This is a genomic window from Vibrio splendidus, assembly GCF_024347615.1.
Taxonomy (GTDB): Bacteria; Pseudomonadota; Gammaproteobacteria; order Enterobacterales; family Vibrionaceae; genus Vibrio; species Vibrio splendidus.
In genome coordinates this window covers 955,577-978,346 of the sequence record NZ_AP025508.1, presented here as the reverse complement: position 1 = coordinate 978,346, position 22,770 = coordinate 955,577, and the positions used below count along the sequence as shown (strand labels likewise).

General features: G+C 46.4%; 21 protein-coding genes and 2 pseudogenes. All 23 read right to left on the bottom strand.

What is annotated here, in order from left to right; all coding sequences use genetic code 11:
• Positions 1-9: 9 nt before the first annotated feature.
• Complete coding sequence (locus tag OCU90_RS04405; protein ID WP_061024952.1) at positions 10-2,190, bottom strand: chemotaxis protein CheA; 2,181 nt, start codon at positions 2,188-2,190, stop codon at positions 10-12.
• A gap of 9 nt (positions 2,191-2,199) precedes the next feature.
• Positions 2,200-2,931 (bottom strand): protein phosphatase CheZ, encoded by a 732-nt coding sequence (locus OCU90_RS04400; RefSeq protein ID WP_004736219.1) that lies wholly within the window; start codon positions 2,929-2,931, stop codon positions 2,200-2,202.
• A 106-nt stretch (positions 2,932-3,037) separates the two neighbouring features.
• Entirely contained in the window at positions 3,038-3,406 is a 369-nt protein-coding gene (gene cheY, locus OCU90_RS04395; protein WP_016767062.1) for a chemotaxis response regulator CheY, read from the bottom strand.
• A 42-nt stretch (positions 3,407-3,448) separates the two neighbouring features.
• On the bottom strand, positions 3,449-4,183 hold the full coding sequence (locus OCU90_RS04390) for an RNA polymerase sigma factor FliA (RefSeq protein WP_017076812.1): 735 nt from the start codon (positions 4,181-4,183) through the stop codon (positions 3,449-3,451).
• Positions 4,176-5,063, bottom strand: a complete 888-nt coding sequence (locus OCU90_RS04385; RefSeq protein WP_004736216.1) for a MinD/ParA family protein — start codon at positions 5,061-5,063, stop codon at positions 4,176-4,178. The genes OCU90_RS04390 and OCU90_RS04385 overlap by 8 nt, the downstream gene beginning before the upstream one ends.
• Before the next feature lie 13 nt (positions 5,064-5,076).
• A complete protein-coding gene (gene flhF / locus OCU90_RS04380) occupies positions 5,077-6,678 on the bottom strand; it encodes a flagellar biosynthesis protein FlhF (protein WP_061024950.1) in 1,602 nt (533 codons plus the stop codon).
• 27 nt (positions 6,679-6,705) lie between these two features.
• On the bottom strand, positions 6,706-8,805 hold the full coding sequence (gene flhA, locus OCU90_RS04375) for a flagellar biosynthesis protein FlhA (protein ID WP_004736214.1): 2,100 nt from the start codon (positions 8,803-8,805) through the stop codon (positions 6,706-6,708).
• 212 nt (positions 8,806-9,017) lie between these two features.
• Positions 9,018-10,148: a flagellar biosynthesis protein FlhB gene (flhB, locus tag OCU90_RS04370; protein ID WP_004736213.1), complete on the bottom strand. Its 1,131-nt coding sequence runs from the start codon at positions 10,146-10,148 to the stop codon at positions 9,018-9,020.
• A gap of 9 nt (positions 10,149-10,157) precedes the next feature.
• Positions 10,158-10,940: a flagellar biosynthetic protein FliR gene (fliR, locus tag OCU90_RS04365; protein WP_004736212.1), complete on the bottom strand. Its 783-nt coding sequence runs from the start codon at positions 10,938-10,940 to the stop codon at positions 10,158-10,160.
• A gap of 6 nt (positions 10,941-10,946) precedes the next feature.
• Positions 10,947-11,216, bottom strand: coding sequence for a flagellar biosynthesis protein FliQ (gene fliQ, locus OCU90_RS04360; protein ID WP_004736211.1), 270 nt, complete (start codon positions 11,214-11,216; stop codon positions 10,947-10,949).
• Positions 11,217-11,227: 11 nt separating this feature from the next.
• Complete coding sequence (gene fliP / locus OCU90_RS04355) at positions 11,228-12,157, bottom strand: flagellar type III secretion system pore protein FliP (protein ID WP_004736210.1); 930 nt, start codon at positions 12,155-12,157, stop codon at positions 11,228-11,230.
• On the bottom strand, positions 12,144-12,560 hold the full coding sequence (fliO, locus tag OCU90_RS04350; protein ID WP_017091071.1) for a flagellar biosynthetic protein FliO: 417 nt from the start codon (positions 12,558-12,560) through the stop codon (positions 12,144-12,146). The genes fliP and fliO overlap by 14 nt, the downstream gene beginning before the upstream one ends.
• The gene (fliN, locus tag OCU90_RS04345; RefSeq protein WP_004736208.1) at positions 12,560-12,970 is read right to left on the bottom strand and encodes a flagellar motor switch protein FliN; all 411 of its coding nucleotides are present in this window, start codon (positions 12,968-12,970) and stop codon (positions 12,560-12,562) included. The genes fliO and fliN overlap by 1 nt, the downstream gene beginning before the upstream one ends.
• 29 nt (positions 12,971-12,999) lie before the next feature.
• A complete protein-coding gene (fliM, locus tag OCU90_RS04340; protein WP_004736207.1) occupies positions 13,000-14,043 on the bottom strand; it encodes a flagellar motor switch protein FliM in 1,044 nt (347 codons plus the stop codon).
• A 7-nt stretch (positions 14,044-14,050) separates the two neighbouring features.
• Positions 14,051-14,539: a flagellar basal body-associated protein FliL gene (gene fliL / locus OCU90_RS04335; RefSeq protein ID WP_004736206.1), complete on the bottom strand. Its 489-nt coding sequence runs from the start codon at positions 14,537-14,539 to the stop codon at positions 14,051-14,053.
• Between the two features lie 113 nt (positions 14,540-14,652).
• Positions 14,653-16,293: pseudogene (locus tag OCU90_RS04330) on the bottom strand (flagellar hook-length control protein FliK); the annotation flags it as partial.
• A 45-nt stretch (positions 16,294-16,338) separates the two neighbouring features.
• Positions 16,339-16,752: pseudogene (locus tag OCU90_RS26155) on the bottom strand (flagellar hook-length control protein FliK); the annotation flags it as partial.
• A 182-nt stretch (positions 16,753-16,934) separates the two neighbouring features.
• A complete protein-coding gene (gene fliJ / locus OCU90_RS04325; RefSeq protein ID WP_017076818.1) occupies positions 16,935-17,372 on the bottom strand; it encodes a flagellar export protein FliJ in 438 nt (145 codons plus the stop codon).
• 19 nt (positions 17,373-17,391) lie between these two features.
• Entirely contained in the window at positions 17,392-18,711 is a 1,320-nt protein-coding gene (gene fliI / locus OCU90_RS04320) for a flagellar protein export ATPase FliI (RefSeq protein WP_010439337.1), read from the bottom strand.
• Complete coding sequence (fliH, locus tag OCU90_RS04315) at positions 18,711-19,511, bottom strand: flagellar assembly protein FliH (RefSeq protein WP_061024945.1); 801 nt, start codon at positions 19,509-19,511, stop codon at positions 18,711-18,713. The genes fliI and fliH overlap by 1 nt, the downstream gene beginning before the upstream one ends.
• A 125-nt stretch (positions 19,512-19,636) precedes the next feature.
• The gene (gene fliG / locus OCU90_RS04310) at positions 19,637-20,698 is read right to left on the bottom strand and encodes a flagellar motor switch protein FliG (RefSeq protein ID WP_017076820.1); all 1,062 of its coding nucleotides are present in this window, start codon (positions 20,696-20,698) and stop codon (positions 19,637-19,639) included.
• Entirely contained in the window at positions 20,691-22,433 is a 1,743-nt protein-coding gene (gene fliF, locus OCU90_RS04305) for a flagellar basal-body MS-ring/collar protein FliF (protein WP_017076821.1), read from the bottom strand. Before fliF ends, fliG begins: the two co-directional genes overlap by 8 nt.
• Positions 22,434-22,449: 16 nt before the next feature.
• Positions 22,450-22,761 carry a flagellar hook-basal body complex protein FliE gene (gene fliE, locus OCU90_RS04300; RefSeq protein WP_004736198.1) on the bottom strand — a complete coding sequence of 104 codons (312 nt, stop codon included), beginning with the start codon at positions 22,759-22,761 and terminating at the stop codon, positions 22,450-22,452.
• Positions 22,762-22,770: the final 9 nt, after the last annotated feature.

The following is a 22,770-nucleotide window of genomic DNA, read 5'->3' as shown; positions in this document are numbered from 1 at the left end:
ATCCTTAAATTAAATTCTTGACGCAGCTGCGTACTGCTTCAACAAGTCCGGCACATCTAGAATCAATGCAATGTGTCCATCACTTGTAATTGTCGCGCCTGCCATTCCTGGCGTGCCCTGTAGTAGTTTATCAAGTGGTTTGATAACAACTTCTTCTTGGCCAATAAGCGTATCAACAACAAAACCAACACGTTGGCTACCAAGTTGTACGATAACAACATGGCCGTGTCCTTTACGCAATTCCACAATACCCGCTTTAGGTGCCAGCCAGTTTTGCAAGTAGAACAACGGAATAGACTTATCGCGAACGATAATCGTCAGCTGGCCATCAACCACGTTTGTGCGGCTTAAATCTAGGTGGAAGATCTCGTTTACAGAAGCCAGTGGCAATGCAAATGGATGTCCGGCAACACCGACCATCAAGGTTGGTAGAATCGCCAGCGTCAATGGAACCTTGATCGTGATCTTGGTGCCTTGTCCCATCTCTGAATCAATATCAATCGAGCCATTCAGTGTGTTGATCGCTGTTTTCACAACGTCCATACCTACACCACGACCAGAGATATCCGAGATCTGCTCCTTGCTTGAAAAGCCAGGGGCAAAAATAAGATTGAAACACTCTTTGTTTGATAAGCGAGACGCTGCATCTTCATCCATCAGACCGCGTTTAACCGCAATAGCACGAAGCTTATCAGGGTCCATACCGCCACCGTCATCAACGATAGCCAGTTCAATATGGTCACCTTCTTGCGAGGCAGATAGAATCACTTTACCCGTTTGTGATTTGCCAGCCGCAATACGGGCTTCAGGCATTTCAATACCGTGATCCACAGAGTTTCTCACTAAGTGAATCAGTGGATCGGCAAGTGCTTCAACTAAATTCTTATCAAGATCCGTTTCTTCCCCGCGCATTTCAAGAACAATGTCTTTCTTCAAACTACGAGCAAGGTCGCGGACAACTCGTGGGAAACGACCAAAAACTTTCTTGATCGGCTGCATACGAGTCTTCATTACCGCACCTTGGAGGTCTGCGGTAACAACATCTAAATTCGAGACAGCTTTTGCCATCTCTTCATCGTTACTGTTTAAGCCAAGGCTCACAAGTCGATTACGAACCAACACCAGCTCACCCACCATATTCATGATGGTATCCAGTGTTGACGTGTCGACACGAACTGTAGCGTCGGCTTGTTGTTTCTTCGCTGGCGCTTTAACTTCAGCTTTCGCTGGTGCTTCTTTAACAGCGACCGGTGCAGATGGCTGAGGCTTAGGTGCTGCCTGTGGAGCCGGCACTGGAGCAATAGGCTTCGCTGCAGCAGGTTTAGTTGCTGCATCTAGCTCTTCAATAGTTGGTCCATTACCTGAACCATGTAACTGGTCTAGTAGCTTCTCAAACTCTTCGTCGCTCATCAGGTCATCACCTTCAGACATCGCCGAAACGGGTGCGGAAGAAGGTGCTGGCGGAGGAGGAGGCGGTGAACCTACTGCCGTCGGGCTCTTGCCCGCGCCATGCAGTTCATCTAATAACTTTTCGAATTCGTCATCAGTAATATCACCACTCTCAGCAACTGGCTGAGGAGCAACAGGAGCTGGCGGCGGTGTTGGTACAGAAGATGCTGTTGGTGAACCACCTTTACCATGAAGCTCATCAAGCAGACGCTCAAACTCATCTTCAGAGATATCATCCACTGAAGATGCACTAATGCTTGCGCTTTCGACGATCGGTTCAGCAGGCGCTTCAAAAACGGGTTCAGTGATTACTGGTGCTGGGGCTTCTACTGGAGCAGCTTCATCGGCAGACTGTGGTTTACAGAGGCGGTGAAGTTCATCCAATAAAGCTTGATCAGCAGGCACTAAAGGTTCCTGATCTTGCACGGCTTGAAACTGTACATTAACTGTATCTAGAGCCTGCAGCATCGTATCCATCAAACCTGATGTTACGCTGCGCTGGCCGTTTCGTAGAATGTCGAACACATTCTCAGCACCATGACAAGTATCCACCAGCTCAGTCAATGCTAGGAAACCAGCACCACCTTTTACTGTATGGAAACCACGGAAAATAGCATTTAATAGGTCTTTGTCGTCAGGGTTATTCTCAAGCTCTACCAGTTGTTCTGATAGGAGTTCAAGGATCTCTCCTGCTTCGACTAAAAAGTCCTGAAGAATATCTTCGTCTAAATCGTAGCTCATACGTTACCTTTAAAATCCAAGACTGGATAACAAATCGTCGACTTCATCTTGAGATGCAACAGCATCTTCACGCTCTTCTGGGTTCAGAATTGGACCTTCAGGCGCAATAGATGCTTTCTTCTCTGACTCTGGAGTTGGCTCTGTTTGATTCGCACCGAATACGGTGAGAATCTCGACCAAACGTCCTTCAACCTCATTCACCAAGGTAATAACTTTGCTAATTATCTGCCCAGTTAAATCTTGGAAATCCTGAGCCATCAAGATTTCAGTCAATTGTCCACGTAGTTCAGTACTATCGCCTTCTACTTGGACAAGCAATCCATCAATGCGGTGACATAAAGCTTTAAATTGTGCCAGCTCAATGCGGCCATGCATCAGTTCATTCCATTGAGGCCTTACTTGAAGTAAACACTCGTGTAGGTTGTCTGCAATTGGCATACAACGATCGACAGCGTCCATCGTCTTATTTGCCGCAACTTCCGTTTTATCAATGACATACTGAAGGCGATCCCTTGCGTCAGGGATTTCATCATTTGCGATAACGCTGATGCGCTCATCGAAATTGAATTGAGTCAAAGAGTCATGGAGGTCGCGAGTCAAACTTCCTATTTCTTGAAGCATTGGATTGTCTTGAAGACTAAAATTGTCTTCATAAATGCTTCTAACAAGAGAATCAGCATCTTGCTGCTTATCGTTCTCAAGCAGCTCTACTAATTTTTTTGCTTGTTCTAATGAAATCATCCTGAGTTCGGCCTTACTCCGCATACTTTGTGCGCTTAGGCTATCGAGATAAACAGAGATCTTATCGGTCAGTGTTTGCCTAGAAGTGCCTAAAACTTATTGATGCTTATAAGCGATCAAAAATCTTATCAAGTTTCTCTTTCAGCGTTGCAGCAGTGAAAGGCTTCACAATGTAACCATTAACACCCGCTTGCGCTGCTTCGATGATCTGCTCACGCTTCGCTTCCGCAGTGATCATAAGCACTGGAAGATGCTTAAGTTCTGCATCTGCGCGAATGTGTTTAAGCAGGTCAATACCTTGCATGCCTGGCATGTTCCAGTCAGTTACCACGAAATCAAATTCGCCTTTTTTCAGCATAGGTAACGCGGTTAAGCCATCGTCTGCTTCTTGAGTGTTGTTGAAACCTAAATCGCGAAGTAGGTTTTTAACAATTCGGCGCATCGTTGAAAAATCATCAACAATGAGAATTTTCATGTTTTTGTTCAAATTAGCCTCCACTGAATAGAATCAGTGTTGTTAGTCGTTCTGTGTCCAAGCACTTAACTTAGTGCGTAAACGCTGCATAGATTGGCTCAGTATTTGGCTGACACGAGATTCGCTGACACCTAGTACTTCCCCAATCTCTTTTAAATTGAGTTCTTCGTCGTAATAAAGCGAAAGCACGAGGCCTTCCCTTTCCGGAAGTTGTTTTATCGAATCGATCAAAGCTTGACGAAATGACTCATCAGCAACCCCTTGAAAAGGCGTGTTATCTTGAGAGTCTTCATTCGGAGATATTACATCATCTGAGACGCCTAAATCTTCGATCCCGACAAGTCTTGAGCAATTAATATCAGTTAAAGCGTTGTGGTACTGGTCTAAACTCAGCCCCATGTGCTTTGCCACTTCGGCATCACTTGGGTCGCGATTGAGGGTACCCTCTAATTCCGCGATTGCACTGCTGATTTCTCGATTGTTTTTATGAACCGATCTCGGCACCCAGTCACCACGGCGAATGTCATCCAACATAGCTCCGCGAATCCGAATACCTGCATACGTCTCAAAGCTTGCGCCTTTGGTACCATCATAGTTTTGTTGCGCTTCAATCAAGCCAATCATGCCAGCTTGAATTAAGTCATCAACCAAGACATTAGGCGGTAATCGCCCCAACAAGTGATGAGCGATACGTTTAACCAACACAGAATACTTCTCAAAAAAAGCCTGTTGGCTATTGTGATTAGCATGTTGATCGTAAGTAAGCGCTTTATTCACCAAATGGTTCCTCTATAAATTCAGTACGATTCAGCAGCCTTTCAACAAAGAACTCCAAGTGTCCACTTGGCGTTTTTGGTATTGGCCAGGTCAATGCTTTATTAGCCAAAGAGCTGATTGCCAATGCAGCTGGAGAGCGAGGGTACGCATCTACTACGATTTTCTGTCTCTTGACTGATTGACGTACTTTATCATCTAAAGGAATACATGCTACGAGTTCGAGGCTCACATTCAAGAAGCGCTCTGTGACCAAAGTCAACTTTGCAAATAATTCTCGGCCTTCGCGGTAGCTTCTGACCATATTTGCAACAATTTTGAATCGCTGAACTTGGTGCTCTCGGCTCAAAAGCTTGATCAGTGCATATGCATCTGTGATTGAGGTAGGCTCATCACAGACCACAACAACCACGTCTTGCGCCGCTCTTGAGAAGCTAATTACCATGTCTGAAATACCCGCAGCGGTATCAACCAACAAGATATCCATCTCGTCTTCAAGCGAACCAAATGCACGAATCAACCCAGCGTGTTGAGCGTGTGAAAGTTCAGTCATGCTTTGCGTGCCAGATGTCGCTGGAATAATTCTAATTCCGTGCGGCCCTTCGACAATCGCATCCTTAAGTTCACATTCGCCAGCCAACACATGACCCAGGTTTCGTTTAGAACGAATGCCCAGCATGATGTCTACGTTAGCCAGCCCTAAGTCGGCATCCAGTACCATGACTTTCTTGCCTTGGCGAGCCATACAAATAGCCATACCTAACGTCACATTCGATTTACCGACGCCTCCCTTACCACCGGTTACAGCGATAACTTTTGTGAGTGAAGGCTTGGTTAAGCGACGGAGGCCGCTAGCTTGATCGTGTATCATATTCTCATTCATATTTATCCGCCGCCTAGAGCCCTTCAGAATCGCTATTCCAGTAATGAGGTTCATTCTCTGTAGATTTTTCTAATAACTCATTGGCCTTAGCAATCATATACTTTGGCTGAGCTATGACGATATCTTCAGGAACTCGTTGACCATTTGCTATGTAAGCAACTGGTAATGCATTTTGTATTACCACACTGATGAACTCACCCAAGCTAAGGGATTCATCCAGCTTAGTCAGGATACATCCCGACAACGGGATTCTTCTAAAGTGTTCAATGGTTTCTTGTAGTACTTTGCGTTGTGCGGTAGCAGGCAACACAAGGTAACTATTGATAACGGAACCACTCTCTTGCATCAATGTGTCTAACTGCTCAGATAGGCGAACATCTCGTTGTCCCATGCCTGCAGTATCGACCAGAATCAGGCGACGATTACGTAACTGATATATTACATCGGCCAATTCACTAGAATCTTTAGCAACTCTTACAGGGCAACCCATAATTCGACCATAAATCGATAACTGCTCATGTGCACCTATACGATATGTGTCCGTTGTCACTAGTGCGACGTTGTCGGCGCCATATTCCATGGCTGCGCGTGCTGCTAGCTTAGCAACCGTCGTTGTTTTACCTACGCCAGTCGGGCCCAACAAGGCCACAATACCACCGCGTTTTAAAATATCTTTTTGCGTGACAGAGATCTGGTCAGCAACCAGTGCTAACAAGGCCTTCCATGCACGAGCAGGCTTGGTATCTTCAGGAATGTAACAGGCCATTTGATCGGCAAGCTCGGCAGATACACCCATACGCTCAAGGCGTTTGATAAGCATTGCTCTGAGCGGTTCACGACGCTCAACTTCTTGCCACATTAGCCCTGATACTTGATGCTCTAATAGACGACGAATTGAGGTCATCTCTTCACGCATCGTCTCCATTTCTGCATCTGAACCTTTCGACTGAGGGTTTTCACGACCACGATCATAACGGGTAGGATCCAAACGAGGTGTTGGACGCTCTACTCTGCGGTCTTCGGCAATCAATTTAGATAAGCCGGTTTCACGAGCAAATGCTGAATCGAGGCTCCCGTGAGATTGCTGGTTACCGGAAGACTGTTGGTTGCCAGAAGAGTGTTGGTTGCCAAGAGACGGCTGGTTGCCGAGAGATTGACGATTACTATGTGGCTGCTGATTGCTATGCGGCTTATGACCCGTGCTGGATTGGCGATTTAGCAATGCTGACAATGAGTCTTCGTTTTCAGCACGGTGTTGTGGCTCATCATCGGCGCCATGACTGTATTGCTTTAGCATATTCGCAAAGCGTTTGGTCATTGAGCGTCCACCTTCAGCATTCGTCTGTAGGCTAACCTTGTCATCGTCTAATTGACGACGCCCTGCCGGTGCTGCGGGTGCGGCCATTTGCGTATACTGGCTTTGCGCAGGCTGCTGAGGTTTATTTAATCTCTGGCTCGCTGTCGACGGGCTAGATTCGCCATCAATAGCGGCAACAATTTCCACGCCACCCGCGACCTTTTTGTTAGACATGATCACCGCTTCTGAGCCAAGTTCTTCTTTAACTTGGAGCAGTGCGGTTCGCATATCTTTTGCAAAAAATCGTTTAATTTTCAATTCGATCGTCCGTTCTAATTAGGCGGCTTAATTACCAACAGCTTGTACTATACGTATCTGCTTTTCGTCCGGTATCTCTTGGTAAGATAACACTCTCAAGCTTGGGATCGTGTTCTTCACGAACTTAGCCAGAGTTGAACGCAATACACCAGAGGTCAGTAGCACTGCTGGCTCACCTTTCAGCTCTTGCTCTTGTGTGGCATGGCTGAGTGAGGTCTGTAAACGTTCGGCTAAACCAGGTTCAATACCAGCAGATTCTCCGCCGGATGCCTGCATGGTTTGATGCAAGATTTGTTCCAGCTCTGGAATCAAGGTTATCACGGGCAACTCTGGCTCTATACCATTGATTTCTTGAACAATTAGTCGTTTCAAAGAGATACGAACAGCCGCCGTAAGTATGTCAGGTTCTTGACTCTTACTTGAGTACTCCGACAAAGTTTGGACTATTGTTCGAATATCACGAATTGGAATGGCTTCATTCAACAGGTTCTGCAGCACTTTCACAACGACGCCAAGCTGTAATTGGTCCGGTACAAAGCCTTCCACCAGCTTAGGCGTTGAACGGCTAAGCATCTCAAGTAAGTTTTGTACTTCTTCGTGACCAATCAGTTGTGATGCGTTATTCGTTAGCTGTTGACTGAGGTGAGTGGCCAACACGGTTGATGAATCAACAACCGTGTAACCTAATGCTTGCGCATGTTCACGCTGCTCTTCACGAATCCACACAGCTTCTAGACCAAAGGCAGGGTCAATCGTCGGCTCACCATCGATCATTCCATACACTTGGCCTGGGTTAATGGCTAATTCCATATCCGGCTTAATCTCAGCCTCACCAACCGCAACCCCCATTAAGGTGAGTCGGTAACTGTTTGGCGTCAATTCTAGGTTATCGCGGATGTGTACTGCTGGGATCAAGAAACCAAAATCTTGAGACAGCTTCTTACGCACCCCTTTAACGCGTTCAAGCAATTCGCCACCTTGGTCTCTGTCAACTAGAGGAATCAAGCGGTAGCCAACTTCTAAGCCAATAATATCAACAGGCTGAACATCATCCCACGAAAGTTCTTTCTGAGAACCCGTCTCCCCACTCGCTTCAACCGTAGCTGGAAGGTTGGGTTGTTCAGCTTTTTTCTTGTTCTTTTTATCAATGTAATAGGCACCGGCACCTGCAACGACAGCAAGGCTCAAGAACGAGAAATGAGGCATACCCGGCACAATACCCATGATGCCAAGGATAGCGGCGGTGATCATCAAGGATTTAGGATTGTCGAACAGTTGGAAGAAGAGCTGTTGCCCCATATCTTCATCAGTATTTTGACGCGTTACCATCATCGCAGCAGCGATAGAAAGTAATAACGATGGAATTTGAGCAACCAGACCATCACCGATAGTCAGTAGTGTATAGATTTCGATTGCTTCACCAAAACCAAGGTCAAACTGAACCATACCAATACTCAAGCCACCAATAATGTTGATGAACAAGATCAAGATACCGGCGATCGCATCACCTTTAACAAACTTAGATGCACCGTCCATTGAACCGTAGAAATCGGCTTCTTTGGTCACTTCAAAACGTCGAGTACGAGCCTGATCTTGGTCGATCAAACCTGCATTTAAGTCGGCATCGATTGCCATCTGCTTACCCGGTAAAGCATCAAGGGTAAAACGTGCACTTACTTCCGAGATACGACCCGCACCTTTGGTGACAACCATGAAGTTGATGATCATCAGGATCAAGAACACCACCAAACCAACCGCATAGTTACCACCGATAACCACGTTACCAAAGGCCTCAATAACGTTACCGGCAGCATCACCACCCTCATGGCCATGGAGCAATACCACACGTGTCGAAGCAACGTTCAAGGCCAAGCGGAGCAGAGTCGCAATCAGGAGTACGGTCGGGAATGCAGCGAAGTCTAAAGGCCGACGGGTATAAACCGAAACCAATAGCACAACCATAGACAGTGCAATGTTGAAGGTGAAGAACATATCCAACAAGAAAGCTGGAATGGGCAACACCACCATAGCAAGCGTTGCAAGCACCATAACAGGCGCGCCAATCGCAGGCATGGCACGGTTAGGAATTTTAGGTAGCTTGTCCGCAAAAGGCAGGGTGAATTTCATAAATCTAGGCAGTTTCGCTATGTTGTAGCTATCTCACTAAGCAGATTGAGGCCTAGGTCTAAGCTATGTTGCTATGGGCTAATATGTTCGGAATTGATATAGCAAACACTGTACCAACATCTCACGTCAAATTATCGCCATCACCTCGGAAACAAGAGGGGTAGCTAAGTTGCTATTATCAGGGTTCATCAAGCTGAGCTCAAGCAATTGATCTAATGTCGTAAATCAGGTGGGATCGGCATATTAGAATCTTGCAGTTTTGGCCTCTCTCCACCTTTTTTTCGGTATTGCTTAAGCTGGAAAACATATGCAAGCACTTGTGCAACTGCCGCAAACAGACCGTCAGGAATTTGTTGTTCGAGCTCTGTGGTGTGATAAAGCGCCCTAGCCAATGGCGGTGCTGGGATAATATAGATGTCATTTTCTCGTGCGATTTCACGGATTTTCATCGCCATGTGATCGACACCTTTAGCAACTACAATTGGTGCCTTATCTTGATTCTGCTTATAGCGCAGCGCCACTGAAAAGTGCTCAGGGTTAGTCACAATCACATCCGCTTGAGGAACGTCAGCCATCATTCGACGTTGAGCGGCTTCTCGTTGCAGCATACGAATACGACCTTTCACTTCGGGCTTACCCTCAGTGTCTTTGAATTCGTCTTTGACTTCTTGCTTGGTCATCTTCAGCTGATCGGCGTGTTGCCAAATCTGGAATGGGATATCAATGGCGACCACGATGAGTAGAGAACAACTGATCAACAAGATGAAGTTAAGCAAAATATCTAAGGCATGGAATATATTCTGTGGATACACATCCATACTCAACTGCATCAAGTCATGTTGAGAAGCTTGAATCAGATAAATGGCCATGCCCGATACCAAAGCCACTTTCAAGATAGATTTCAGCAGTTCAACCCAGCTTTGTAAGCCAAACATACGCTTGATACCACTCAAAGGATTGAGTTTAGATGCCTTTGGCATAGCAGCTTGCATTGAGAAATTGACCCCACCAACACCCGCAGCGCCAATCACAGCAGCAACGAACAAAGTGATGAGAATCAAAAACAATGGGAACAATAGGTTTACTAATGCGCCACCCGCTATTTCCAGTAGCTTGTTAGTATCAAAAATCTCGTCACGACTGAGTGAAAACAGGCGTTGCATGGCCTCGAACAAAGCCTTCGCCATCGATTCGCCAAACCACATTAAAGAAATCGCACCGACTATCAATACCGATGCTGACGCCAGCTCTTTTGACCTTGCAACCTGCCCTTTCTCTTTGGCCTGTTGCAAGCGTTTGGGCGTGGCGTCTTCTGTGCGTTCTTGACCGTCTGACTCTGCCATTTCAGTCTCCTAGCAATCTAACCGGATTAGACGACATATCTGTTGCTCGCCTTGTATCCAAAATAGCTCATAGTGGCTAAACAAGCCGCCAAGGATGTACCAACAAAGTAACAGACCCACGAGTAGCGCAAATGCAAAACCCAAAGAAAATATGTTTAGCTGAGGTGCCGCACGTGTCATTACACCAAATGAAAGGTTAATCGTCAGCAGCGCAATAATACCCGATAACGACATCGCTAATGCTGTTTTGAACATGATGCCAAGCCACAATGCCAGCTCTCTGAAATCGACGGCGGTTAAAGACCCACTGCCAATCGGCAAAGTTTTAAAGCTGAACACTACCAGTTGCAACATTTTCAAGTGACCATCGGTCGCCAAGAAAAACATGGTCGCCAACAGCATGAACAGTTGGCCAAGTACTGGCGTATTTTGACCATTCGCAGGGTCAACCATAGAGGCAAAACCCAAGCTCGATTGCATACCTAAAATCTGACCGAGCATAACAAAAGTTTGAATCAAAAACTGAGTAACAAACCCCATGGCGACACCAATCACGATTTGTTCAAATACAGTCAAGAATCCTTGGAAGGACAGCAGCTCAATCTCTTTAGGAACAGCAGGGATTGCGGGCATCACAGCAAAGGTGATCGCCAAACCTAAATACAGACGGATACGCGGCGACACAAAGCGTGCCCCTGTTACCGTCATTACCATCAGCATGGCTGAGATGCGAGTGTATGGCCAAAAATAATTGGCTAACCACTCTAGTACAAGGCTCGTTGGGTATTCCATATAGGTTTAATACAGAACTTGCGGTAAGCGTTCGATGAGTTCGAAAAAAAACTCCATCATCATCTGAGTCATCCAGTGAGCAAACATCATCAACGCCAATAACGTCACGATCAAACGCGGTAGGAAACTCAATGTTTGTTCGTTGATAGACGTCGCAGCTTGGAAAACCGCTACGACTAAACCAATCAATAGGCTAGGAATAATAATGGCACATACCATTATCAGTACCATCCAAAGTGCATCTCGGAACAACTCTACGAATATTTCAGGATTCATTATTCCCCCAGCTACAAGGCAAAACTGCCGGCGAGAGTGGAGAGTATCAAGTTCCAACCATCAACAAGGACGAACAACATCAACTTAAATGGTAACGATACAATCATCGGTGACAACATCATCATACCCATAGCCATCAATACCGAGGCGACCACCAAGTCGATGATTAAGAAAGGTAAGAACAGCATAAAGCCGATTTGGAAAGCCGTTTTCAACTCCGATGTGATAAACGCTGGAATCAAAACTGCCATGGAAACATCTTCAGGGTTAGTCACTTCCGCACCCGAGATCTCAACAAAGGTTTCTAGATCTTTGATTCGGGTTTGTTTGAGCATGAAAGACTTGATCGGGCCTTGGGCAACGTCGAACGCCTGTCGTGCCGATATTTGTTCATTGAGATAAGGCTGAACCGCTTGCTCATTCACTTGATTGATCACTGGTGACATGATGAAAAAGGTCAAAAATATCGCGATACCAATAATCACTTGGTTTGAAGGCGTTTGTTGGAGACCCATTGCCTGACGCAAAATCGACATCACCACCACAATACGGGTGAACGACGTCATCAAAATTACCATTGCCGGCAAGAAGCCAAGCATGGTCATTAGAGCCAATATCTGTAAATTGATCGAGTAGTCTTCACCGCCATTGGCGTTGGTGGTCATGGTAAAGGCAGGAATGCCACCACCATTGCCCGTTAAACTACCAGTCGTCATGGTTTGCGATTTAGCTTGATCTTGTTCCATCGTGCTGATGGTAACCGACTCTGAGCCTGCTGTATTCGCTGGAATGACGGTGCCATCTTCTGCCTGTGCAAATACCGACACACTGAACACTAAAGAACAGAGGAGGATGAGCTGAACCAACAACGCTTTTACCGCTCGAAAAGATCCGATTTGGCAAAGGTAAGATGAGGTGAAAAGTCCGTTACTTGTTTGCATCTTTTTTAATTAGCTGGGAAAGCTGACTTGAAAATGTACTTTTTTCCAGCATCTCCTGAGTAAGAGGTTTATCGAGCTTAGAGATCAGCTGAATCGACTGTGTGGTAATGCCGACTAAGAACTGTTCATCACCTGCTTGCACAATCGCAATGCGTTCTTTAGTGCCAACAGGAATTTGCCTAACAATAGCCAAACCTTGTTGATTCGACATCGCAGGCACTTGCATTCGCTTGAGTAACCAAGCAATAAATAAGATGAAGGCGATAACGAAAATCAGCGACCCAAAAGTGGTCGCTAAATCAAGAGAAGGAGGCGCAGCAAAGGCAATAGAAGGCGTAGACAACAGCCCTATTCCCAATGTTCCGCGAGACGAGCCCACCAATCTTTTTGGCGAAAAGCGCATTAACGTAACTTCTTAATTCGTTCTGTTTGGCTAATTACGTCAGTCAAACGAATACCAAATTTGTCGTTCACCACAACCACTTCTCCGTGAGCAATCAGAGTACCGTTAACCATCACGTCTAGTGACTCACCAGCAATTCTATCGAGCTCTACAACCGAACCTTGGTTCAATTGAAGTAAGTTACGGATACTGATCTGAGAACGGCCAACTTCCATCGAGATAGTCACTGGGATGTCCATGATGGTATCCAGTTTACGACGCTCATCTTCAGAAATCGGAGACGATGAATCAGTTAGCTCATCAAGTGGTGCCGCAAGCACATCATCAACATCAATTGACGGTGCTAAAGGGTCTTCACCAAGTGCTGCAGCCCATTCGTCTGCTAGCTTTTGATCTTCACTAGGTTCCATTACCAATTCCTATACTTTTATCTATTTTGCTATTCGTCATCATCGCTGTTTTCGAGCTCAGACATTAGGTCTTTGCCTAGAAAAGCGAGATCAGTTTTGACCACATGCGGTCTTTGAATTTTTTCCGAAATCTGTACCGCGAGCTTCTCACCAGAACGCCCCATTTTCACACGATAAGTCGGCAGTTCTTCGACAAACATCGTCGCGTGTTCAGGCATATTCATGGGAATGACATCCCCTGGGCGCAGCTCCATCAAATCACGCAGGGAAATATCTTGCTCTAACAAGTTCACGCGAAAATTGACTGGCACATCCATGATTTCATCACGCAGCGCGGTGCTCCAACGAACGTCGGTTTCCATTTTGTCTGATTGAACACCGGCATCAAGCAATTCACGAATCGGCTCAACCATGGAATAAGGCATCACGACGTGGAAATCACCACCACCGCCATCCACTTCAATGTGGAATGAACTTACAACAATCACTTCGGTTGGGCTCACAATGTTCGCCATGCTTGGGTTCACTTCAGAATCCAAGTATTCAAACTCAACCCCCATCACTGGAGACCAAGCTTCTTTGTAATCTTCAAAAACAATTTTCAGCAGTAACTGAATAATTCGTCTTTCTGTTGGCGTGAATTCACGGCCTTCAATCTTGGCGTGGAAACGGCCGTCACCACCGAAAAAGTTTTCTACAAGAATAAATACAAGGCGTGCTTCCATAGTGATCAGCGCCGTACCTTTCAACGGGCGGAAACGAACCATGTTTAAACTGGTGGGTACATACAATGTGTTTTGGTACTCACCAAACTTCATCATTTGTACGCCATTGATCGACACTTCAGCCGTTTTACGTAACATATTGAACAAACTGATTCGCATATGACGTGCGAAGCGCTCGTTAATAAGTTCAAGGGTCGGCATTCGACCACGGACGATTCGATCTTGAGATGAGAAGTCGAAATTGACTGCACTGTCATTCTCGGTTTCTAAGACATCTTCAACTTCTTCAACATCATCAACGCCATGCAATAGCGCATCAATTTCGTCTTGGCTTAATAAATCGGTCACAAATTACCTATTGAATTACGAAGTCAGTGAATAACACTTTTTCAATCACAGGCTGGCCAACAGCTTGAGCCAGACTTGCTTTAATATCTTCAGTTGCCTTGTCACGCAGTTCAATTCGCCCAGTGGGTGAGCGTAATTGATCGACCGTTGCCGAAGCGAACGTGGCCAGTAGCGTACTTTCTACGAGTGGAGAGTGGTAACGTGCGAGGTCTTCATTCTTACTGCCACGTACCATCAGCTGTGCTTTTATCTGAACTAGGCGATCTTTTTTATCCCCCGTCACATTAAACAAGAAAGGCTGAGGAATATTAACATACATGACAGGCTCTGCTGCGACCACTGCGGTGGCTGGCTGAGACTGAGATTCAGAGGCACTATCATCGGAGCCTAAGAAAAAGAACAGCGCACCACCTATGCCAAGCAGCAAAACGACTACCGCTATAATGATGATAAGGAGCTTGCTCTTCCCTTTAGGTGCATCTTGTTCTTCTGCCATACTTTACTCTAACTTCCTGTTCTTTCGATTAACTGACGGTTCTTTCTATTAACTAACAGTACTTTCTATTAACTGATGGTTCTATCTATCAACCAAGCGTTCTTAGCCTGATATTAGGCATAATAACTAATTCCATCACGCTTTGATGCGACATTCAATTCAAGATTGCTGCCACTATCAAGGTTTTCATCACCTTGCCCATCATTTGTGCGGTTAGTGCCGGATTGTTGCTCACCATTGTTGTATCTATCCTGTCCCTGACCAGAGCTCTGTTGCTGAACTGACGAATCGGCTAGTTGTAGGCCTTGTTGAGCAAGCATCTCCCTCAAGCGAGGTAAGGTTTGTTCAATCACCTCTCTTGCCTGTTGATTACTAACCGTAAAGTGCACGTTCGCCACATCATTATTCATGGTCATGCGTATTTTCATCTGACCCAATTCTGGTGGATCGAGACGAATGTCCAAGTTCTTGAGGTTCTTAGACATCATCATTTGGACTTTTTCCGCGACCTGCTCATTGGCTAGCTCTTTGGTGAGCTGTAAAGGCGCTTGTTGAGCAGCTTGAATTTCAGCTCGTGTAGGTGCTGAACCAACCGTTGCTGTACCTTGTGCGCCAGCCGCAGAAGCGATCTGCTGGGCCAAGGTCGAATCTTTAGAATCTTCTTTAGCACCCGCTTTACCCAAACCAGACAATGCAGCGGCACCAGCGCCCGCTTTAAGAAGCGCGTCAGTCGAGCTTGCTTTTGTGGCCGCTGGCGTTGCATTCATCGCTAGGCTTTGTGCCGTTAAGCTTGGGTCTAAAGCCGCTTGCTGCTGCATTGGAGCGGCATTCCCTTGTTGTAATTGCTGAGCCGCTGCCTGTTGAGCCGCATGCGCATTATTGGCGTGCAGCATTGCCGCCTTATCCGTAAGAGCATTATTTGCTGATTGAGAAGCGGCCTGCGCTGATACTTGTTGTGCAGCAGTCGCTACTGCCGCTGTTGATGCCACCGCGGCTAAGGCTTTGGCTTCATTTGAATCAGTGTTGTCCCAATCAATAGCGGTGGGTTCACCGGGTATGCTGTTCACGTTCGGATCTTGGCTTAGTAAAGCCGTTGCTTGCTGTTGAACATTGGTTAGCTGTTGATTCAAGACTTCTAAGTTAGAGGTTGCTTGAGCCAGCGCAGCTTGCTCATCGACCGTCAACTTAGCGCCACTTTGTTGCTTTTGAACCAGACCATCGACAACAGACTGTTCTGATTCGATCTGTCCATTCAATTGGTTTAACGCTTTGGTATGGGCATCAACCTGTTTTGCAAGTTCCATATCCGCTGCTGAGAGTGCTTGACTCTGATCGGCAGCAACCGCACTGGCCGCGTTCTTTTGGCGCAACTCTCGGCTCATACTCGCTTCAATTTGTTCTGGAGTGACGCCTTTATCCATCAACTGTCGAATTTCATCATCAGTCAACTGTGAAACACCCTTACCTCCAGTAAGCACGGCAATTTCAGAATCGACCTCAAGACCGTTTTCTTGGTTTACTGCATTGATTTGTTGTGCCGGTTTACCCACGGTGTCGGTCGCAAGAACGCCCACAGCAGTCGCACCTACAATCTTGCCTTGAGCTTCATCGGCCTTCACTTGCTGAGGCAAGCCTTTGCCGTTGTCAGGCTGATTCAGTGTTTTGTTTGCCTCGTCCAACTGACCAAGCAATTTATTGCCTTCACTCATCGCAGCACTAGCTTGAGATGCCCCCTGAGCATTCAGCTCTGCGGATTGTGTATCAGAATCATCTTTGGGCTGAGCCGCAGCCAAGGTATCGTCATCAGACGGTTTCGACGAGGCTTTATCGCTCGACGGTGAATTTAGTTCAGACGTATGTTCAGTAGCTGCGTTGCTAGTAGCCGTATTTTCAACATCCGTCGCTGCTTTAGCTTGCTTGGTTTGAGCTTCGCTAGCCTCATCAGCGATCTTAGACTCAGTTGAACCACCTTTAGTCTTTTCAGCCGATACTTCGTCTTCCGCAGAGGTCTGTTTTTCGTCTGATTTTGGGGCGTCATCAGTGTCTTTTACTGCCGCTTTGCTGTCACTTTCTTCAAAGCCTAGCGCTTCTTTAAAAGACTCTAAGAAACCTTTAGAGTCGCCGGTCTCTTCTATCTTTGAAGAGGCAGAACCGGTGTCCAACAACGATGACGTTTTGTTGGTCGCTGAATTTGAGGAAAGGCTAACATTCATATATACAAGCTCTATCTACTAGCTTTGCTGCCATAAATCGGACAACAAAAAGAAAGTCGGGTGCTTTTCATGCCTTTGCTGGGCATAACGCGCAATTTTATATAAAACGGAGCAAGAAACATGCCTATTAGTTCTGTTCTCACAATCTGAACGGCAACACCTTCGTCATTCAGGGCTTAGGATCACATCTTCTTTCGGCCATACATCAGCGTCGAGAACTCATCCATTTGCTTTTGTTCTCGTTGATCTTGCAGCTTTGCCTTCTCTTTCTGTTTTTTCTCCATCAACCACTCGTAGGATTTACGCTTTTTACGTAGCTCCATCCAGTAGTTTTGGCAGTTGTCGACTTGGTTTTTAAAATGATGCTCCGCTTCTCTCTGTTTAGATAATGTTTCATCTAGTTGAGTTAAAAAACGGTTCAAGTGACCGTACTGACTCGCTGTGAGTCCTGCTTTTCCGCGGTCAATAAGTTGCTGACAGTAATCAAGTCGGTACTTTTCAATCTGAGCGACCTGCTCATAGTAACCTTGAAGCTCTGAATTCGCTTTGTTGAGCGCGAGTACGGCTTGGTTCTCTTGATCCTTGGCTTGGTCGAGCAAAAATTCTAATGCGTTATCCATGACTAACCTTATTCATTCGTTAGCCACCCAATACATGTTTCAACATGTTGACACACATGTCATAGGGAACCGTTTCTTTCATTTTTTGCTGTAGGTACTCATCCAACCTCGGTTTCAAGGTGAAGGCACTATCAATAGCAGGATCAGTCCCCGGTTTGTAAGCGCCAATCGATACCAAATCTTGGTTTTTACGACAGATAGACAGTACTTGGCGCACCGCTTTCGACATCAATACATGTTCTTCGGTGGTGATTTGCGGCATAACACGACTGACGGATTTCTCAACATCAATCGCAGGATAATGTCCGGCATCGGCCATCTCACGCGATAAAACAATGTGACCATCAAGAATCGCTCTTGACGCATCGGCAATCGGGTCTTGTAAGTCATCACCTTCAGTTAAAACGGTAAAGAAAGCCGTGATAGAACCTTGTTCATCGTTGCCGTTACCCGCACGTTCCACCAGCGCAGGAAGCTTGGCGAAGACTGATGGCGGATAACCTTTGGTTGCTGGCGGCTCACCCACAGACAAAGCAATTTCACGCTGAGCCTGAGCAAAACGGGTCAATGAATCCATTAATAAAAGAACATCTAAACCTTGGTCGCGGAAGTACTCAGCTACAGCCAGTGCAGTTTGGCAACCTTTCAATCGCATCAGTGGCGATGAATCCGCAGGAGCAGCGACCACCACAGATCGTTTACGTCCATCTTCGCCAAGAATCTCTTCAATAAATTCTTTAACTTCTCGTCCACGCTCACCGATTAGACCTACCACCACCACTTGCGCGGTCGTGCCTCGAGTCATCATCCCGAGCGTGACCGACTTACCGACACCGGAACCAGCAAACAGACCAATACGCTGACCTTTACCTACCGTCAGCAAGCCGTTTATGGCCTTCAAGCCGACATCGAGCGGTTCAGAAATCGGTTTTCGAGCTAAAGGGTTGATTGGCTCAGCATTAAATGAAGCGCGTTGTTCGGTATAGATTGGACCTAGCCCATCAAGTGGATTACCCACCCCGTCGATCACTCGACCAAGCAATTCCATTCCGACAGGGATACCGCTTTCAGTGGTCACGGGGGTCACACGAGCGCCAGGTAATATCCCAGTGATTTGTTCACTCGGCATCAAAAACAAGTTATCGCCAGAGAAGCCGACGACTTCGGCCTCCATCTGACCAGACATGGTTTCTACTAAACACAGGCTGCCGATGGGTGCTTTACAACCGGTCGCTTCAAGCGTTAAGCCAACAACGCGTACTAACTTACCTGAGGCAATTGGTCGCGATTTTAGCCCTTCGACTTTGTATTGGCTAAGACGATTTGCTAATTCGAGCATTACTCATGGCCCTGATGACGGTTTGCGCCACAGAAGTTTTGAATGACGTTTTTCACACGGTCTTCCATGCGGTAGTTAACGCTCGACTCACCCGCTTCGATTTGTACGTCCCCACGGTTGAGAGCCGGCTCTGCAACTAACGTCCAATTGCGGCAATCCAATTCAGTTTCGCCATACGCAGAACGAATAATCGCGACGTCTTCGGGATTAAGCTTCAATGTGATCGCATGACCTGAGATCGGCAACGACTCGACCGACTCTTTGACGGTATCTAATATGATTTGTGGGTTGGTTTGCACTTCAACATGAACCACTTCTTTGACCATGGTCAGTACCATGTCCACCAATTGCTTCTCTACCTGAGCGTTCATCAGCTCTAACGGTTGAGCAAACTGGTTGGCTAGCCCCATAAAGATGGCAACTTGCTGCTGAATGTACTCTTGACCAGCAGTCACGCCTTCAAGCTTGCCGGCTTGGTTGCCTTCTTCGTGGCCTGCAGCAAACCCTTCTTCTTTCCCTTTTTCGTAACCCTGTTTAAAGCCAGCTTCTTGGCCTTGATGAAGCCCTTCCTGATAAGCACCTTGCTTAATCAGTTCGATTTGCTCTTCAGTCAGAACAAGCTCTTCGTCTTCAATGGCTTCTTCAACCGTCGGCATCCAACTAGGATCGTAATTAAAGGCCGTTTCTTTGGCTTGTTTATTCACATCAGAGGTGTAGTCAGGCAACCCCCATTTCTGAGGTTGGGCAACCGTATTATCTTCTTCAGGGCGAAGGAAGCCGCGTTTTCTATCACCTGACATATCAGTACCTATCTATGAATGCGTCCAGCTGCATTGTAAATTCAAGCCGTTGAACGGAGTTAATCTTGGGTTCGAGATTGGATAAAGAAAAGCCCCAACAGTGTGGGGCTCTTGAGGTTTCTGTATTAAAGGAACTCGTCGGCGCCACCAGACAGCATAATCTCGCCACTGTCTGCCATCTTCCTCGCAATACCCAATATCTCTTTTTGAGCCGCTTCCACGTCGGAGACTTTTACTGGCGGCATCGCCTCAATGTCGTCTCTCATCATATCGGCAGCACGTTTAGACATGTTCTTGAAGATCTTCTCACGTAGACCGTCATCAGCACCTTTAAGCGCTTTCTGTAGAACGTCTTGTGGAACATCACGCAGCAGTCGTTGAACACCTTGGTCATCAACTTCAATAAGGTTTTCAAAGACAAACATAAGATCTTGAATCTGCGTTGCCATATCTTCGTCTTGATCACGGATTTGATCCATCAAGACACCTTCCACATTATTGTCCATGTAGTTCATGATCTCAGCCGCAGCTTTCAGACCACCAATTTTGGCAGCTTGAGCACCCGCTTGACCCGCAAACTGTTTCTCCATGATTTCATTCAATTCAGCAAGAGCCGAAGGTTGAACTTCTTCAAGGTTAGCGATACGCATCATCAGATCCAGACGAACTCTTTCTGGGAATTGAGACAGAATCTCAGCCGACTGATCAGAATCGAGGTACGACAACACAATGGTTTGAATCTGAGGGTGCTCGTTGATGATGATACTCGCCACCTGACGAGGATCCATCCACTTAAGTGAGTCCAAACCTTTCGAGCCAGTACCAAGAAGGATTTGGTCAACAAGGTTATTCGCCTTGTCTTCACCCAAGGCAGCGACCAGCGCATTACGCATGAAGTCTTCACTGCCCATACCAATGTTGGTGTACTTCTGAATATCATCTAAGAAAGCACGGTGAACCGCTCCCACTTTTTCTTGGGATAGATCAGTCGCTCGCGCCATTGCACTACCCACACGCTGAACCTGCTTTGGCTCTAGGTGACGAATAATACCAGCAGCGTCTTCTTCATTTAGACTTAGCAGCAAGATCGCAGCGCGTTCATCGCCTGAGATTGAACCGATATCCACGCCAGAGACATCAAGTACTTCACCACCTTCCGTTTGTTGTGGAACTATTTCGTTAGCCATCTACCATCCAATTCTTAACTACTTGAGCTGCTAGCTCTGGTTCATTCGCTACAAGAGCACGTACTGCTTTCAGCACGTCTTCGTCTTTATGAAGGTTAGGTAAATCGATGCTTGAACCAAATTCAAACAGCTCACCACCTTCAATATCACCACCAATTAAGCTGGTTTCGCCGTCGGCGCCAATTGGCATACCATCAGGGCCGTACATTTGATCATCATCGTCAGCTGCTGGGTTAAGCAGTTTCTTCATTGCAGGGCGAACAAGTACCAATACCACGACGATAATAACCAACGCGCTCGCAAACCAACGTACCCAATCATTGAAGTTTGGATGTTCCCAAATTGGTACATCAGCGACAACATCCGTCACTTGTGGTGCGAACTGCATGCTTAACACATTGAGTAAATCGCCACGATTTTCATCAAAGCCGACAGTACCAATCAGTACCTGACGAATCGCATTAATTTCACTGGCAGGGATTGGCGTATGAACCACTTCGCCCGTATCAGGGTTCAGTGATTGACGGTCTTTGATCGCTACCGATACCGTCTGACGGTTAACTGTGCCGCTCTGTTTACGTTCATGGCTGATGGTTGTGTCTAGCTCAAAGTTTCGGGTCGCTTCTTTGTGAACCGAGCCTTGCCCCGTCATCGCACCGTCTTTCATCTGAGCGACATCTTGAGGAATTGAAGCATCTGCTGGGGGCTGGTTACTCAAAGCACCAGGAATACCAGCCACAGTGTTACCGTTGTTGTAATCTTCTAAGGTGTATTCACTTCGAGTCGCTGGCGTATTCGGATCAAAACGTTTTCTCGTTTGTTCCACAGCACTAAAATCAAGCTGAATATCAACCTGAGCGGTATAGTTACCAAACCCAAGAATAGGAATTAGGATAGAGTCAATTTTTTCACGCAGCGCTTGCTCTTGATTGCGCTCTAACTCATGTTCTTTACGACGCGCAGCTGACATCGGGTCTTGAGAACCTGAGTTCAACAGTCGGCCATGCTGATCGGTCACCGTGATACGTGAGGTTTTCATTCCCGGAACGGCACTTGCCACCATGTCGACAACAGAATCAACTTCTTGCTGCTTGAGGTTACTGCCAGTTTTCAGAGTCAGAAATACGGAAGCTGAGGCTTCTTGATTGTGACGAACAAAGACACTCTGCTTTGGCAAGGCTAATAAAACCTGAGCTTTACGTACCTGTTTCATCTGCTCAATGGCTTTCGCAAGCTGTCTTTCACGACTTAACTTAAGGCGCTCTTGCTCTAAACGTTGTGATACACCAAAACCCATGTCTTGCATGAGGATGTCATCACCGGCGTTTCGCTCTTGGTTCAAACCCGCTCGTACCATATTAAGCTTTAATGAGTTGTACTCACTAGCGGGTACCGAGATAGTGTTACCTTCAAGAGTGTATTCGATCTTTTGTAGATCCAAGTAATCAAGAACGGGAATCAACTCTTCTGTTTCATAAGCCCCTAATGGACGCATTTCTGGCTCTTTCACCCAGAAAAACAGCATCACAATCAGCGCTACACAGATAGAAATAGATAGGACTAAGACGACCTGACGAAGTAAATCGAGATCACCGACGGCCATATCGAACTTAGAGGAACTGCGTTCACCTAGATCGGGATTTTGCCCTTCTCCGTCAAGCTCCGAACCTGCAATGAGTGCATGGTCATTGCTGTCGCTTACGGTTAAATCTGTTGTTTGACTATTATCTGCCACTATTTAATTACCCAACTTATACCGGCATATTCATCAGCTCTTTGTACGATTCGACCAATCTATTTCTAATTTGGATCGTCGCCTCAAAAGCCACACTAGATTTATTACGAGCAATCATCACGTCCGATAGAGACACGCTTTGGTCGCCACTATCAAAACGAGCTTGAAGATCACCTGAGGTCTTTTGTAATGAGTTCACGTTATTAATGGCCTGCGTCAGCATGTTGCCAAAATCTGCACCGACCGCTTGCCCCGTTGCAGCAGGACGCGCGCTAGCAGCTTCAACCATCATTGCCTGCATTTCGCCTTGTAAACCATCTATTCTCATCTACTACCT

What these genes read in the sequence shown, in the direction of transcription:
- flhB (WP_004736213.1), bottom strand. Translation starts at nt 10,148, where the DNA reads ATGGCAGAGTCAGACGGTCAAGAACGCACAGAAGACGCCACGCCCAAA.
- cheY (WP_016767062.1), bottom strand. Translation starts at nt 3,406, where the DNA reads ATGAAAATTCTCATTGTTGATGATTTTTCAACGATGCGCCGAATTGTT.
- fliR (WP_004736212.1), bottom strand. Translation starts at nt 10,940, where the DNA reads ATGGAATACCCAACGAGCCTTGTACTAGAGTGGTTAGCCAATTATTTT.
- OCU90_RS04400 (WP_004736219.1), bottom strand. Translation starts at nt 2,931, where the DNA reads ATGATTTCATTAGAACAAGCAAAAAAATTAGTAGAGCTGCTTGAGAAC.
- fliN (WP_004736208.1), bottom strand. Translation starts at nt 12,970, where the DNA reads ATGGAACCTAGTGAAGATCAAAAGCTAGCAGACGAATGGGCTGCAGCA.
- fliP (WP_004736210.1), bottom strand. Translation starts at nt 12,157, where the DNA reads ATGCAAACAAGTAACGGACTTTTCACCTCATCTTACCTTTGCCAAATC.
- flhA (WP_004736214.1), bottom strand. Translation starts at nt 8,805, where the DNA reads ATGAAATTCACCCTGCCTTTTGCGGACAAGCTACCTAAAATTCCTAAC.
- fliQ (WP_004736211.1), bottom strand. Translation starts at nt 11,216, where the DNA reads ATGAATCCTGAAATATTCGTAGAGTTGTTCCGAGATGCACTTTGGATG.
- fliH (WP_061024945.1), bottom strand. Translation starts at nt 19,511, where the DNA reads ATGTCAGGTGATAGAAAACGCGGCTTCCTTCGCCCTGAAGAAGATAAT.
- OCU90_RS04385 (WP_004736216.1), bottom strand. Translation starts at nt 5,063, where the DNA reads ATGAATGAGAATATGATACACGATCAAGCTAGCGGCCTCCGTCGCTTA.
- fliE (WP_004736198.1), bottom strand. Translation starts at nt 22,761, where the DNA reads ATGAGAATAGATGGTTTACAAGGCGAAATGCAGGCAATGATGGTTGAA.
- fliG (WP_017076820.1), bottom strand. Translation starts at nt 20,698, where the DNA reads ATGGCTAACGAAATAGTTCCACAACAAACGGAAGGTGGTGAAGTACTT.
- fliO (WP_017091071.1), bottom strand. Translation starts at nt 12,560, where the DNA reads ATGCGCTTTTCGCCAAAAAGATTGGTGGGCTCGTCTCGCGGAACATTG.
- fliI (WP_010439337.1), bottom strand. Translation starts at nt 18,711, where the DNA reads ATGCTCGAATTAGCAAATCGTCTTAGCCAATACAAAGTCGAAGGGCTA.
- OCU90_RS04405 (WP_061024952.1), bottom strand. Translation starts at nt 2,190, where the DNA reads ATGAGCTACGATTTAGACGAAGATATTCTTCAGGACTTTTTAGTCGAA.
- fliJ (WP_017076818.1), bottom strand. Translation starts at nt 17,372, where the DNA reads ATGGATAACGCATTAGAATTTTTGCTCGACCAAGCCAAGGATCAAGAG.
- fliL (WP_004736206.1), bottom strand. Translation starts at nt 14,539, where the DNA reads ATGGCAGAAGAACAAGATGCACCTAAAGGGAAGAGCAAGCTCCTTATC.